This window comes from Manganibacter manganicus (assembly GCF_002075885.1).
Taxonomy (GTDB): Bacteria; Pseudomonadota; Alphaproteobacteria; order Rhizobiales; family Rhizobiaceae; genus Mesorhizobium; species Mesorhizobium manganicum.
The window spans coordinates 61,751-75,048 of the sequence record NZ_MDET01000004.1; the positions used below are offsets into that span (position 1 = coordinate 61,751).

The window sequence follows — 13,298 nt, forward strand, 5'->3', positions numbered from 1 at the left end:
GATCTGGCTTGATTACCGTCCAAGGACGCATGCAGGCGGGCCGATCCGACAAGCGAATCAAGATTTTTCTCGAATCGCCGGAATTTAATGTCCCGGTCGCCCGGTCTTTCCCGGCCGGCGTTTTTTCCGGTGCTCGTCCTGCGGGTCTTCATAGGAACCGATACCGATGCGCTCGCGGCGGATCGGCTTCACCTCTTCCGGCTTTGACGGCTTGACGCCTTCCACCGGCTTTTCGGTGCGCCGCACCGTCATTTCGTCAAGCGAGTTCTTCCTGAATAGCGACGGTTTGTTTTTGTCGGGAATGCCGAAGTCGGAACCATGCGCCTCGCGTGCCGACTGCTTCTTGAAGAGCGAGCGGGATATGGCTCCGGCCGGCGTCGGCATATCGGTACCCGGACCCATATCGTCCAGCGACGGTTTCTTGAAACCTGAGCCAATCGGCTTTGAATGATCGCCCGCCCGGCCCATCTCTTCGAGGGACGGCTTGGCGAAGAGTGGCTGTGCCTCTTCCTCCACAGTTTTGTGCCGCTGGCGGCCCTTGTTGTGCTTGCCTTTCTCACGGCCGGAAACCGGGCTTTCGGTTTCGGCATATTTTGCCAGCGGATCGTCGGAAATGGCTAATTCCATTTCGGTGAGCCGCTTGACCTCGTCGCGCAGCCGCGCCGCCTCCTCGAAATTAAGGTCGGCTGCGGCATCGCGCATCTTCTTTTGCAGATGCTCCAGATGGGCCTTGAGATTGTTCCCCATCATCTGGCCGGCATCGTCGGTGAACTGCGAGATGTCGGCGCGGACGTGGTCCTTTTCATAGACCGAATCCAGAATATCGGAGATACGCGACTTGACCGATTCCGGCGTGATGCCGTTGGCCGCGTTGTATTCGAGCTGCTTTTCGCGGCGACGGTTGGTCTCCGCCATGGCGCGTTCCATAGAACCGGTGATCTGGTCGGCGTAGAGGATGACTTTTCCATCTACGTTGCGCGCGGCGCGGCCGATGGTCTGGATGAGCGAGGTTTCGGAGCGCAGGAAACCCTCCTTGTCGGCATCGAGGATGGCGACGAAACCACATTCGGGAATGTCGAGGCCCTCGCGCAGGAGGTTGATGCCGACCAGCACGTCGAACGCGCCAAGCCGCAGATCGCGCAGAATCTCGATGCGCTCCAGCGTGTCGATGTCGGAGTGCATGTAGCGCACGCGGATGCCCTGCTCGTGCAGGTACTCGGTCAAATCCTCGGCCATGCGCTTGGTGAGAACCGTGCACAGCGTGCGATAGCCCTTCTTCGTCGTCTCGCGGATCTCGCCCAGGACGTCGTCGACCTGGCTCTTGGCGGGACGCACTTCGACCGGCGGGTCGATCAGGCCGGTCGGGCGGATGACCTGCTCGGCGAAAACACCGCCTGCCTGTTCCATTTCCCAACTGCCGGGCGTTGCCGAGACCGCCACCGAGAGTGGCCGCATGGCGTCCCACTCCTCGAAGCGCAATGGGCGGTTGTCCATGCAGGACGGGAGGCGGAAGCCGTATTCGGCCAGTGTCGCTTTGCGGCGGAAGTCGCCGCGATACATGCCGCCGATCTGCGGGATGGTGACGTGGCTTTCATCGACGAAGATGAGTGCATTGTCCGGCACATATTCGAACAGGGTCGGCGGGGGATCGCCTGGTTGGCGGCCTGTGAGATAGCGCGAATAGTTTTCGATGCCGGCGCAGGAGCCGGTCGCCTCCAGCATTTCGAGGTCGAAACGGGTGCGCTGCTCCAACCGCTGCGCCTCCAGCAGGCGGCCCGATTTTTCAAGTTCTTGCAGGCGGTGCTTCAGCTCTTCCTTGATCGACTTGATAGCCTGATTCAACGTCGGGCGCGGCGTGACATAGTGCGAGTTGGCATAGATTTTGACTGATTTCAAATCGCCGGTCTTCTGGCCCGTAAGCGGGTCGAATTCTGTGATCGACTCGATCTCATCGCCGAACAGCGAAATGCGCCATGCGCGATCTTCGAGGTGAGCGGGGAAGATTTCGATCGTGTCGCCACGCACCCTAAACGAGCCGCGCACGAAGTTGATGTCCTGGCGTCTGTATTGCTGAGCGACCAGATCGGCCAGAAGCTGGCGCTGGTCGAGACGGTCTCCGATCGCCATCTGGAAGGTCATCGCCGTATAGGTCTCGACCGAACCGATACCGTAGATGCAGGAAACCGAGGCGACGATAATGACGTCGTCGCGTTCGAGTAGCGAGCGCGTTGCCGAATGGCGCATGCGGTCGATCTGCTCGTTGATGGAGCTTTCCTTCTCGATATAGGTGTCGGAGCGCGGAACGTACGCTTCGGGCTGGTAGTAATCGTAATAAGAGACGAAATATTCCACCGCATTTTCGGGGAAGAACTTCTTGAATTCGGCGTAAAGCTGGGCCGCAAGCGTCTTGTTCGGCGCGAGGATCAGGGCTGGGCGCTGCGTCTCCTCGATCACCTTGGCCATGGTGAACGTCTTGCCGGAGCCGGTGACGCCAAGCAGCACCTGCGTGCGGTCCTCATTGGCGATGCCTTCCACAAGGTCCTTGATCGCTGTCGGCTGATCGCCGCGCGGCTCGAAATCCGACTCCATCCTGATGGCGATGCCGCCTTCGGACTTTTCCGGGCGTTCTGGACGGTGTGGCGTCCACAATACCCCGTTCTTGTGCAGCGGATTGCCGCTTTCGATCAAATCGGCCAGCGCCTTGACCGTGGCGGTGACACCGGTGTTGGACAGCGTTTCGGCGTCCTCCAGCGAGATATCGAGACCGGCGACAGGATTCAGGCCAGCCGCCGCTCGTTCCTTGGCAGAAGCCGCGCCGCCCATGGAGGTGCCGCGCGCGGTGCGCGTGGGGGAGGCCGAACGCTCGGGGACTTTCTTCGATGGTTTCGGCTTGGACGGACGCTCTTCGACCACCTGTCCTTCGCGCTCGGCTTCCCGCGAAATCTGTTCGGCCCAATCCGAAATCGAGCCGGACAGCGGCGTGCCGGTAAACCCGGCCTGAGGCGCTTCGGAAAAGCCTTTGCGCTCCAGCGGTTCGGATGCGTCCAGATAATCGGTCACGGCATTGCCGCGCTTGCGTGGCGCGACACGTTTGCCCTCTGCCTGCGAGGGCGATTTCCTGTCAGGGACTTTGGCCATGGCCCGAATATGGGAGAATTGCGGTGAAATAGAAAGAGGTGGGGGCCTGAAACACGCCAACTTGCGTTACGGATGAGGTGCTCCTGACATCAAGGTGTCAGGAAGTGTGCTGCTGCATACCAGTCAGTTACGCGCTTCTGCTAAGCGTGAGCCTGGAACAGGGGTGCCGAAGTGTCCAACTATCCGCTCGCCTACAAATTGTCGTGGCTGCCGCGCTTTCTGAGACCGTCGCTGGATGGCAATCCCGGCGATTTCGCGCCGGCTGCCGCTACCATTGCGCGCCCCCTAACGATCCAGGCGCGACTGGCTTTTGTTGGTGATATTTCTGCGGTGGCCAACCGCCGTCCTCCGAAAGTTGATCCTGCGATTCGGGATTTGCTTGCCTCGGCTGATCTCGTCATCGGTAATTGCGAAAGCCCCGTGGTGAACCGGACGCGTGCGCGATGGGGCACCTTTATCGGCACCCGGCATGCGATGCGGGAAGGCTTTCTGGCCGGGTCGCTGGCGGCGGCCGGCATCGTGCGTGAAAAGCTGGTTCTTTCGATTGCCAACAATCATGCGCTCGACCAGGGTGCCGATGGTTTTTCCCAGACGTTGGCGGCGTTAGATCGGCTAGGGATCAGTGTTGTCGGCAAGGCCGATTCGGGGATCGTGACACGGCAGGTCGGGCTGCTTGCAATCGGCTTTGCCGCCTTTACGCAGTGGCGAAACGGTGCCGCGGCGGACTTCGCCGGCAAGGTTGCGATGTCGCTCGACCCATCGGGAATGCCGGGCTGCGGGGGTGCCGTCGATATGTTGTGCGTCCTGCCGCATTGGGACTGGGAGTTTAGGCATTTTCCTCGCACTGAAAGCCGGGTGCTGGCGCGTCGCTTTGCCGAGCATGGCGCCAGCCTGATTGTCGGTGGCCATGCTCATGTAGTCCAGCCGGTCGAGATGATTGGGGGCGCAATGGTCGCCTATGGACTCGGCGATTTCCTTGGCACGGCTTTTGCCCGCCAGCCTTGGCCGGGACGCATCGGAGCAATCCTCGTCGTGGATGTCTGCGCCAGTGAGGGTCTGTGCGCCAAGATTGCGGCCTACCGCATGCAGTTCTTTTACCGCATGCGGGACGGCGATCATGAGCGACTGCTGCCGATCGAGGCGCTGGAGGGATCACTGCGGCAGCGCGTCGTTACACGGTTGAGCGCGATATACGGGGCCGGTTTAACCGAAGCGCAGTTTCATGCCGACAATAGCGACGACGAACAGAAAGGTGATTCCATTGGCCAGGATCAACGGCCATGAGCCAATCAGCAGCCCGTAGACGACCCATAGCAACACGCCGGTCGCAATCGAGCCCGTGGCAATGAGCGAAATGTCTCCAGCCTTGCGCTCACGGGCCATCTTGGCGACCTGCGGCACCCAGCCGAGCGTGGTTATGAGCGCAGCGACTGCGCCGATGATTTCGATTGCTGGATGCATTGGGATACGGGCGGAAACTTTCCACGAACGCCGTCAATGCGGCGCAAACCTCTATGCCAGAACGCAGAATTCCTGTGAAGTGGCTGCCTGTGCGCCGCGGCGATTTTTTCGTTGTGACAGCGACTGGTCTTCGTCCCATCCATTGGCGGTGCCAATGTTGAGGTTTTGGATCAGGGACCTTCCGGATTGATTCCGCGGTCGAACGTAAAGAGCTGAAATGACAGGGCTTGCTGCTCACGGCAGCAGCGGCGTCTGCGCCATTTCGAGATGAAGGGCCTTGCCGGTATAGGGATGTGCCTCGCAGACGGCTTCATTGAGTTCGACGCCCAATCCCGGCTCACCTGGGGGAACGACATAACCGTCCTGCCATTCGATCTTTGTCTTCAGCAACTGTGCATGAAAGCCGTCCCACTGCTTAAGCGATTCCAGTATCAGGAAGTTGGGCAGCGTCACGGCAAGTTGGATATTGGCTGCTCCGACGATCGGACCGCAATAGCAATGTGGGGCTATCTGGATGTGATGCGCCTCCGCCATCGCCGCGATCTTCTTGGTCTCAAAGATGCCGCCGGAGCGGCCGAGGTCCGGTTGCAGGATCGAAGCGGCGCGATTTTCAATGACACGCGCGAATTCGAACTTCGTCGTCAGGCGCTCGCCGGTAGCAATGGGAATTTTCGTTCCTCGCGCCACCTCCGCCATGACTTCGGGCATGTCGGGTGGCACGGGCTCCTCGAACCATAGAGGATCGTAGGGCTCGATGGCCCCTGCCATCCGTAGCGCGCCCGAAGCGGTGAACTGGCCATGCGTGCCGTACAGGATATCGGCTTTGGTGCCGACCGCCGCGCGGATTACCTTCAGCATGCGGACCGATAGGTCGATATCGATCAAGCGCGGCTGATGGCCGTCGAATGCAGTGTAGGGGCCGGCGGGGTCGAGTTTTACGGCCGTGAAGCCTTGCTCGACATAGAGGGCTGCACATTCGGCAGCGAGGTCGGGATCGTTGTAGACATTCCTTCCATGTGCATCTTCCGAGTGGACGGAGCCACTATGCGGATAAAGGTAGGTGTAACTGCGCAGCTTTTCGTGCACCCTGCCGCCGAGCAGTTGATAGACCGGTTGTCCGGCTTCCTTGCCGATAATGTCCCAGCAGGCGATTTCGAGCGCCGAGAAGCAGCCCATCGCGGAAACATCCGGGCGTTGGGTGAAGCCGGAAGAATAGCAGCGGCGAAAGAAGTTCTCGATATCGTGCGGATCGTGGCCGACGAGATAGCGCTCTGCCATGTCCTCGATCATTTTCGCCGTGACATGCGCGGAGAAGGTGGCGTTGTAGGCCTCGCCGTAGCCGACCACACCGCCGTCGGTCATCAGCTTGACGAAGATGAAATATTTACCGCCGATGCCGGGCGGTGGGTTGCCGACGACGAAGGTTTTCACATCGGTGATTTTCATTTGCTGTCCTCCAGCACCATTTCGGCGCCTTTCCAGCCCGTCATGATGGATGCGGCATTGGTGTTGCCGGTCACATTATCAGGGAAGATCGACGCGTCGATGACCCGAAGGCCACCAAGGCCGTGCACGCGCAGGCGCGGATCGACAACGGCGCGCGTTGCGTCCGGCCCCATGCGGCAGGTTGATACCGGATGATAGACGGTGCCCGAGCGCTTCCTGAAATCCTGAATCAGATCGTCGTCGCAAGTGATTGAGGTGCCAGGCAAAACTTCTTCCTCGACGATCTCGGCGATGGCCGGCATTGAGGCGATCCGGCGCAGGAATTTCACCGCCGCCAGCATTTCCAGAACATCCTTCTCGGTTGAATAAGCATTGGGCCTGATGCGCGGTTGTTCCAGCGGGTTTGACGAGCGGATCATGATTTCGCCACGGCTCGACGGTCGGCAATTGGACAGTCCGATGGAAAAACCGGGCCATGGGTCGGGCGAAAGGATAGGACGCTCGCCGCTTTTCGGAAGAACGGTCGAGAATGCCTGGAAGTAGAGCTGCATATTGGGACGCGGTTGATCCGGGTCGGTGCGGAAAAAGCCGCCGCCCTGGTTCATCGACATGGAGAGAGGCCCGGACCGCAGCAGCAAATAGCGTGCGCCGACCAGCGCCTTGCCCCACCATGGACGCAGGATCTGGTTCAGCGTCGGCACCTTGCCCTTCCAGCTATAATTGATGCCCTGATGGTCCTGCAGATTGCGGCCGACATTCTCCAGCGCATGGATGACCGGGATGCCGAGGTCCCGCAACAATCCTGCCGGGCCGACGCCGGACAGTTGCAGGAGTTGCGGTGTGTTGATCGAACCGGTCGAGACGATCACCTCGCGGCCGGCCATTGCGGTTCTGGTTTTTCCGTTCTGCCGGTATTCGATGCCGGTGGCGCGTTTGCCGTCGAACAGAATCCGTGTCGCCAGTGCGTTGGTCTCGACGCGCACATTGGACCGTTTCATTGCCGGACGCAGAAAGGCGCGCGCCGCGGACATACGCCGTCCATCCCTGGTGGTGATCTGATAGATTCCGGCGCCTTCCTGAGAGGCCCCGTTGAAGTCCGGATTGATCGGTAGCCCGGCCTCTTCGGCGGCCTTGAGATAGCGCTCCGTCAGCGGGTGGACGAAACGCCGGTTGTCGGTGATGTGCACCGGGCCGTTGCGCCCGCGCCATTGATCAGCGCCGGCCTCATTGTCTTCGATCGCCTTGAAGGCAGGCAGGAGATCGTCATGGCTCCAGCCGGGATTGCCGGCGGCTGCCCATGCGTCGAAATCCTCGCGCGCGCCACGTATCCATACCATGGCGTTGATTGAACTGGAGCCGCCGAGCAGTTTACCGCGTGGCCAGTGATCGGCATTCCCGGCGAGGCCGGGGTCAGGCTCGGTCTTATAGTTCCAGTTCACGGCGGGGTCGAAGAAGGTCTTGCCGTAGCCGAGCGGCATTTGGACGAAGAAGCGGCGATCGGTGCCGCCTGCCTCCAGTACCAGAACGGAAAATCGGCCGGATGCGGACAACCGCTCGGCCACGACCGAGCCGGCGGAGCCGGAGCCGACGATGATGAAGTCATATGTCTGCATGTTTGCCGGCCGCCTCGAAAACTGCGCGAGCCTAGCTGGGACAGGGGGCCACCGTCATCAGGACTACCGGCATCGCTTGTGAAAAATGCGACGGCTTGTCGTGACAATATGGTTGCGGGCTCTTATCGGTTCTCTATGCGACTACGGGATAAAATAGCTGACTGAAAAAGGGCTGCAAGCATGGTGCGATACGCCAATGGGGAGCCGCACGGCGAACTGACACTGAGGACACTGGCCATGCCAGCCGATGCCAATGCGGCGGGCGATATTTTCGGTGGTTGGGTTATGGCGCAGATGGACCTTGCCTGCGGTATTCGCGCCGCCGAGCGCGCCAGGGGGCGGGTGGTAACGGCGGCGGTGAAGGAGATGGCTTTCGCCAAGCCGATGAAGGTCGGTGATACGCTGTGCGTCTATTCTCATGTCGAGTGCGTCGGCCGCACGTCGATGACGCTGACGGTCGAAGCCTGGGCGCAGCGCTATCTTTCCGAGTTGATGGAAAAGGTCACTCATGCCGAGTTCGTCATGGTGGCGCTGGACGAGTCGGGGAAACCCAAGCCGGTGCCGCCGGAAAGCTGAGGCGCCAGCCGATCACGCCGCGTTCTCACCATCGAAACGCCGCCTTGCCTCGTTGATGCGTCCGCTATTGACGATCGCCCATTCGGCCAGTCCCTTGACCGGTATTTCCAGTTCACGCCCCAGATCGGTCAACTCGTAGTCCACACGGGGCGGGACGGTCGCAAAGATCGTACGCGTGACAAAGCCGTCGCGCTCCAATGTGCGCAGCGTCGTCGTCAGCATTTTTTGCGAAATGCCGCCAATGGCACGACGTAATTCGTTGAAGCGCATCGGCCCGTCGCCGAGCCGGCGCACGACCAGCAACGACCATTTGTCGCCGATGCGCTGCAGGATTTGCGAAACCGCGCGGCAATCCTCGGTGCCATGAAGGTGCTCTGGTTTCATAAAAGTGCCTCCTTGCGGTCGAGTTGACGGTATCACATATAGCGCGAGTATCGAATGTATACCATGAATTCCATCAAGGAGAGCTGAATGTCAAAACTCAGGATCGCGATCGTGCTCGGTTCCACACGCACCGTGCGCTTCGCCGACAAGCCGGCGGAGTGGATCGCCGGAATTGCGCGGCAGCATGCCGGTGTCGAGGTCGAGATCATCGATTTGCGCGATTTCCAGCTGCCCTTCTTTGAAGAAGTCGCATCGTCGCTATGGGCGCCCTCGCAGAGTGAAGTAGCACAACGCTGGCAGAAGACAGTTGCCGGATTTGACGGTTTCATCTTCACTGCGGCCGAATACACGCATGGGCCGACTGCGGTGCTGAAGAACGCGCTGGATTATGCCTATACCGAATGGAACAAGAAGCCGGCCGGCTTCGTCGGTTATGGCGGTGTCGGAGCGGCCCGCGCAATTGAGCAGCTTCGCCTGCACGCGGTCGAATTGCAGATGGCGCCGGTGCGTTCGGCTGTTCATATCGCCTGGGCCGACTATCTCGCGGCCAAGGAAGGCGGCAAGGCTCTTGGCGACTTCGAGCATCTCAACCAGGCCGGTCAGGCGCTGGTCAGTGACGTTGTCTGGTGGGCAGCCGCACTCAAGGCGGCGCGTGAGGCGGAAGCTGTGGAAGGCGAAGTGAAGGCTGCATGAAGTTTGTGCAGGGATAATGTTGGTAGGGGCGGCAGCGATGCCGCCCTTTTTGGGCTTACCTGAGGAAACTGTTTATCGCGCCATTTTGCGGTGGCTGCTGACAAGTCGGTTGGCGATCACCTTGTCGATGCGGCGGCCGTCGAGATCAACGACCTCGAAGCGCCAACCCTGCGCGTCGACTGTTTCACCGGTTATCGGCAGATGATGCAGATGTGACAGGACATAGCCGGCAACCGTTTCATAATCGCGATGGTCCGGCAGATCGAAGCCGAGCAGATCGGCCATTTCGTCAGCTGGCATGTAGCCGGCAAGCAGCCATGAGCCGTCGTCACGCTGCATGGCGCTGTCTTCTTCGTCATCTGCGTCGAGATCGGAGCGGAACACCCCGGTGATGGCCTCCAAAATGTCGGCCGGCGTAACCAATCCTTCGAAATGGCCGTACTCGTCATGGACGAGAGCCATCGGCACGTCGGATTCCTTGAGTTTGGCCAATACGTCGAGCGCATCGGCCTGATCGTGCACGATAGGCGCGGGACGTACATGCTGGCGCGGATCGAAGGCCTTGCCCCGTAAAATGGCGGCCAGCACGTCACGCGTCTGTATAACCCCCACCATGGCATCGACGCTGCCATCGCCGGCGGGCAGGCGCGAATGATGGGTTTCCGTCAGCAGCTTGCGATTGGTGATTTCGTCGGCCTGAAGGTTCAGCCAGTCAACATCGGTGCGCGGCGTCATCACCGCCCGAACGGCACGGTCGCCAAGGCGCATGACGCCGGCGATCATGCGGCGTTCGTCGGATTCTATGGTGCCATGATGCTCGGCCTCCGCCACCAGCATCTTGATCTCGTCGTCCGTGACTTTTTCCTCGGTTTCACCGCTTTGGCCAAGCAGCCAGAGCGCGCCACGGCCGGAAATGTCGAGCAGGAAAACCAGCGGTGCCGCGATCATGGCCAGCGTCGCCATGGCTGGCGCCATTTTGGCCGCGACACGCTCGGGATTGCGCAGCGCGATCTGCTTGGGCACCAGTTCACCAGCAATCAGCGAAAAATAGGTGATGACTGCCACCACAACGCCGACGCCGAGTGGGTCGGCGATGTTTTGCGCCACGCCCAGCGTGCTCAGCAATTGTGCCAGCCGAGCGCCCAGCGTCGCGCCGGAAAAGGCGCCTGACAAGACGCCGACCAGCGTAATGCCGATCTGCACCGATGACAGGAACTTGCCGGGGTCGGAGCCCAGTTTCAGGGCGCTTGCCGCGCCAGTGACGTTGCGATCGATCATCGCCTTCAGCCGTGCCGGCCGTGACGACACGATGGCGAGCTCCGACATGGCAAGCAGGCCGTTCACACAGATGAGCACGACCACAATGGCAATTTCAATATAAAGCATCGGCGCTCATAGCATTCCGCGCGGCGTATCGGAAGGTGCACGCATCCCGCATCTTTTGCCTTCAACGGCAGGCGCGGTAGCCGTTACGGCGGTTCTTGATGTCGAAATGGAAGTGATTGCGGTGATCGTAATTGTAGCCCGGGCCGAGCACCGTGGTGAAATACTGGCAACCGTCGGCGCGCACAGTGTTGAGAAAGCCGCGCGTGCGGAAGGCGAACAGGCCGGGCTTGCGCACGTCGATTTCCTTGCCATTGGTAAGATCGATGCTCATCACGTCGAGGGCGTTGCCCTTGCCATGTTCCGACAGCGTGCGCTCGCCAGCAATCTTGCGGCAGGAGTAGCTCGACCCCTGATGGATCGTCTTGACGCCGGAAAAATAGCGCCAGCGCGCGGCTGGTACCAGTTCATCACGGGTCCATGAGGCGAAACTGACCGCCATGGCGCAGGTGAGTGTCGCGGCGGGCTTCATCTCGATACTGCCGATGGCCGAAACCTTGACTGGATGCGCAATTCCACACTGTCCGGAGCCGTGGATCGGGGCAACGTCGGTATAGGTGACACGTAGTCGCTTCAATTCCTTGCGGCAATCGATCTCTTCGGTCGGAAGCGCTTCGATTCGGGGTTCGACAGGAGGAGTGGCCGGGTTGTCGATATGCGGATAACCAGCGATCACGACCGGCTCGTTGATGGGCACCGGTTGCGCCGCGATCGGTGCCGGTACGACGGGGGTGGCGGGTGCAGGGGATATTGAGGCTACCGTGACGACAGGTTCGGGGGCGGTCGGTGGCGCGAAGTCGGGCACGGCGGCGGTCGTTGTGCCGACATCGACGGCTGGTTCCAGCGTGAATACGTTGCCGGTAGTGCAGGCCGAAACCACGCAAATCACAAGACCTGTGACGGCGCCTAGGCCGGCCCTTCGCTTGGCGCTTTGTTGTTGCGGCGCGCTGTGGACGGCGCGAAACAATACGGCCATTCGTCAAAATCCCTGTCCTGGGACCAGAGATTAGCCGCCAAGGGTAAAGAAAGCTCTGCGCCGCTATTCATGGCTGCGGCTGAAATGCGGCAGCGCCTATTGGCAGAATGTGCCGCCATTGCGTCGTGGTTCCAGGTCCAGGTGGAAATGCTGCGCATGATCCGAGTCGGCGCCGGGGCCGAGTACGGTCTTGAATGGGCCGCATGCGGCCTTGCGCACACGGTCTAGAAATTTTCCATGCTTTTTCGGCGGCACGGGGCTGACCTCCACCCGCGCTCCATCCGTGAGGTTGAATGCGGCTATGTCGAGCGCATTGCCGAATGCGTGTTCGGAAATTTTGCCTCCATCGTGTCGGGGACGACAAACATAGGCGGATGCCTGGTTCACCGATTTGACCTCCGCATCGAGTTCATCCTTTGCCGCGGGCTGGACGATATCGACGAGAAACCGGGCCACTGTCTCTGCCATCAGGCAGTTCAGCTCCGCCGCGGGCTTGATTTCCACCGATGCGCCAAGGGTCTCTACGAGGATGGGATAGGGGATCGAGCATCCGACTTTCGAATCATGTTCAGCCTTTCTCTCCTCGAACTCGACCCCCAATGCCTTCAGGTGCTCGCGACAGGCAGTCTCCTTTGCTGGCATGGTTGCAGCAGGGATTTCAAGCGCACGAGGATCGGAAGGCTTTTGCTTTGTTGACTCCGGCTTGGCTTCAGGACGAGGCGGTGGCTCTTCCGGGCGCTCCGCTTTCGGCTGCTCGGGCGGTTGTGGCGCGGCTTCGGGCGTCCGAATCAGGTTATCCTCGCCCGCCGGACGCTTTTGAGGCAAAGGCGGTTCCCGAGGCAGTGACTCTGGTTGTTGGTTCATTTCGGGAATGGGCGCCGAAGCCGGCAGCTTTAACGTTTTCGCTGAAGTTGGCGCGGGCAGAAGCAGGGCACCCAATATGACGATAAGCCAAGTAAACGATACGGGAGGAAAAAACTGAAACGCCGCCATCATCCATCAACGGTGAAAGGAGGGTAGGGTTGCAGAGGTGAACAAGTGAAACGATCACAATGAGTTAAGTAAGATTACAATTTGGAAGTACAACGCCATCGTCACGCACCGATGGCTTCGAGGCCTTCTTCCAGCCATTCCGCCAAATGAGGCATGCCGAGCAGATAATGGGTGCTGCGCCGGTTTACCCGCTCGCGCGCGGCGGCCAGCGTGTCGCCCCATTCCGACGCACTGTAATCGCCACGACCAATCCATGCGAGTGCAATCAGTTCCGCCTTCTCATCGATGTTGAGGTCCTCGATCAGTTCGCGCAATTCCTCGCCGGTTAGGTTCTCCACTTCTTCCTCGGCAAGCCCGTCATGGTGGTGGTTGTCGTGGCCGTCTCCGTCGAATTCCACCTCATGCTCGCTGCCGTCGGCATGGGTGTCGCCAAGCGCGGCGCCGATGGCTTTCGCCTTCAGGATGAAAAGGCGAACCGTGTCGGGGCCGATCGAAAGATCCCATTGCGGTTCGGTATGTCGGTGCACGCCGCGATCCTTCCACTCGCGATCTCAGACGGATGGATGATAGCCGATTTGCGGCTGCCGTCACTGCTGCAATTTTGATTGCAGGAGGCATAGATCGAGGGCTGATTG

The 13,298-nt window shown here is 60.3% G+C and carries 12 protein-coding genes; 3 read left to right on the forward strand and 9 right to left on the reverse strand.

Translation table 11 applies throughout. The annotated features are described in order from the left end of the window. Window positions 1–84 precede the first annotated feature (84 nt). Window positions 85–3,138 carry an excinuclease ABC subunit UvrB gene (gene uvrB, locus BFN67_RS03925; protein WP_080918306.1) on the reverse strand — a complete coding sequence of 1,018 codons (3,054 nt, stop codon included), beginning with the start codon at window positions 3,136–3,138 and terminating at the stop codon, window positions 85–87. Window positions 3,139–3,309: 171 nt separating this feature from the next. Here uvrB and BFN67_RS03930 point away from each other — a divergent pair, with 171 nt between their 5' ends. Further along, window positions 3,310–4,422: a CapA family protein gene (locus BFN67_RS03930; RefSeq protein WP_080918307.1), complete on the forward strand. Its 1,113-nt coding sequence runs from the start codon at window positions 3,310–3,312 to the stop codon at window positions 4,420–4,422. Here the strand turns inward: BFN67_RS03930 and BFN67_RS03935 are convergent. The 3 genes from BFN67_RS03935 to BFN67_RS03945 all read right to left on the reverse strand — a co-directional run bounded on the left by BFN67_RS03935 (window position 4,342) and on the right by BFN67_RS03945 (window position 7,658). Then, complete coding sequence (locus BFN67_RS03935; protein ID WP_080918308.1) at window positions 4,342–4,599, reverse strand: SemiSWEET family sugar transporter; 258 nt, start codon at window positions 4,597–4,599, stop codon at window positions 4,342–4,344. The genes BFN67_RS03930 and BFN67_RS03935 overlap by 81 nt on opposite strands. 234 nt (window positions 4,600–4,833) lie before the next feature. Beyond that, window positions 4,834–6,045, reverse strand: a complete 1,212-nt coding sequence (locus BFN67_RS03940) for a mandelate racemase/muconate lactonizing enzyme family protein (protein ID WP_080918309.1) — start codon at window positions 6,043–6,045, stop codon at window positions 4,834–4,836. Then, window positions 6,042–7,658, reverse strand: a complete 1,617-nt coding sequence (locus BFN67_RS03945) for a GMC family oxidoreductase (RefSeq protein ID WP_080918310.1) — start codon at window positions 7,656–7,658, stop codon at window positions 6,042–6,044. The genes BFN67_RS03940 and BFN67_RS03945 overlap by 4 nt, the downstream gene beginning before the upstream one ends. A gap of 180 nt (window positions 7,659–7,838) precedes the next feature. Here BFN67_RS03945 and BFN67_RS03950 point away from each other — a divergent pair, with 180 nt between their 5' ends. Continuing rightward, entirely contained in the window at window positions 7,839–8,234 is a 396-nt protein-coding gene (locus BFN67_RS03950) for an acyl-CoA thioesterase (RefSeq protein WP_080918311.1), read from the forward strand. A gap of 12 nt (window positions 8,235–8,246) precedes the next feature. Here BFN67_RS03950 and BFN67_RS03955 read toward each other — a convergent pair whose 3' ends face one another. After that, complete coding sequence (locus tag BFN67_RS03955; RefSeq protein WP_080918312.1) at window positions 8,247–8,618, reverse strand: winged helix-turn-helix transcriptional regulator; 372 nt, start codon at window positions 8,616–8,618, stop codon at window positions 8,247–8,249. Between the two features lie 87 nt (window positions 8,619–8,705). On the opposite strand from BFN67_RS03955, the gene BFN67_RS03960 reads away from it, so the two are divergent. Next, window positions 8,706–9,311: an NADPH-dependent FMN reductase gene (locus tag BFN67_RS03960; protein ID WP_080918313.1), complete on the forward strand. Its 606-nt coding sequence runs from the start codon at window positions 8,706–8,708 to the stop codon at window positions 9,309–9,311. A gap of 72 nt (window positions 9,312–9,383) precedes the next feature. Here the strand turns inward: BFN67_RS03960 and BFN67_RS03965 are convergent, their stop codons facing one another. The 4 genes from BFN67_RS03965 to BFN67_RS03980 all read right to left on the reverse strand — a co-directional run bounded on the left by BFN67_RS03965 (window position 9,384) and on the right by BFN67_RS03980 (window position 13,190). Continuing rightward, complete coding sequence (locus tag BFN67_RS03965; protein WP_080918314.1) at window positions 9,384–10,697, reverse strand: hemolysin family protein; 1,314 nt, start codon at window positions 10,695–10,697, stop codon at window positions 9,384–9,386. Between the two features lie 61 nt (window positions 10,698–10,758). Then, window positions 10,759–11,670: an extensin-like domain-containing protein gene (locus BFN67_RS03970; RefSeq protein WP_080918315.1), complete on the reverse strand. Its 912-nt coding sequence runs from the start codon at window positions 11,668–11,670 to the stop codon at window positions 10,759–10,761. Window positions 11,671–11,766: 96 nt separating this feature from the next. Beyond that, entirely contained in the window at window positions 11,767–12,666 is a 900-nt protein-coding gene (locus tag BFN67_RS03975; RefSeq protein WP_139789021.1) for an extensin-like domain-containing protein, read from the reverse strand. A gap of 98 nt (window positions 12,667–12,764) precedes the next feature. Continuing rightward, window positions 12,765–13,190 carry a DUF3775 domain-containing protein gene (locus BFN67_RS03980; protein WP_080918316.1) on the reverse strand — a complete coding sequence of 142 codons (426 nt, stop codon included), beginning with the start codon at window positions 13,188–13,190 and terminating at the stop codon, window positions 12,765–12,767. Between the last annotated feature and the right edge of the window lie 108 nt (window positions 13,191–13,298).